The sequence below is a fragment of the Stenotrophomonas sp. STEN056 genome (assembly GCF_056759635.1).
Genome location: NZ_JBRRDL010000068.1, coordinates 1 through 813, shown reverse-complemented (window position 1 = coordinate 813; position 813 = coordinate 1). Strand labels below are relative to the sequence as shown.

Genomic DNA, 813 nt, shown 5'->3' with positions numbered 1-813 from the left:
GTAGGAGTCAACTGTCTTGCACAGTCTCCATAGAGCCGACCCGCCAAGGCGCGTTGTCACGCTTCATCGCGTTGAGCCGGGTCAGGTATTTGCGCATGCAGGCGGTAACGGCCAGCTTCTTGGGCTTACCTGCCGCCACGAGATGGCGATAGCACGATGCCAGTGCCGGATCGCCTCGTATCGCCGACCAGGTGGCCATGTACAGCACGCGCCGCACGTCGGCCCGTCCACCGGCTATGCGGCGCTGGCCTCGCCAGCGTCCGCTGTCACGGTTGTATGGAACCAGCCCTACCAAGGCCGCTATCTGCCTGCGATCCAACTGTCCCAGTTCGGGTAGCCGCGCCGTCAAGGTGGCCCGCAGGATCGGGCCCAGCCCTGGGGCCTTCGCAAGTGGTGAGGGTTCGACGCTGACCCGTTTGGCCAGCAGCTTGTCCAAGGCCTTGATCTGCACCTGGAGCTTGTTTATCCAGTCCCGCAGGCAGGTTTGCACCTGCGGCTCCTGCAGTTGCTGAAGGCGACGACGATGGCGGTCACGCTCCGCTACAAAGGCCGTTCTCAGCTGCAGCCACTGGCGCAAGGTCGCCGTTGCATCCGGTAACGGCTCGGTCAATGCGGCCGGCAGCAACTGCGCCGCGACGGCCAGTACACGCGCATCCAAAGCGTCGGTTTTAGCCTTCACCCCCAAGGCCCGCGCCAGCTCGCGTGGACGCCGGGCGCACAGCCGCACCGCGGGCAAAGCGGCCTGATGCAGGCACTTCAGCAGGGCCTGTTCATAGCCGCCGCTGGCCTCCAGGACGATGCGCTGGCACGCCA

Annotated in this window: 1 protein-coding gene; it reads right to left on the bottom strand. The window is 65.6% G+C overall.

Features of this window, described 5'->3' with window-relative positions; all coding sequences use genetic code 11:
* Positions 1–7: 7 nt before the first annotated feature.
* Positions 8–813, bottom strand: an 806-nt coding sequence (locus ACVOLO_RS18025; RefSeq protein WP_481571698.1) for a transposase, incomplete at its 5' end; no start/stop codon positions are given.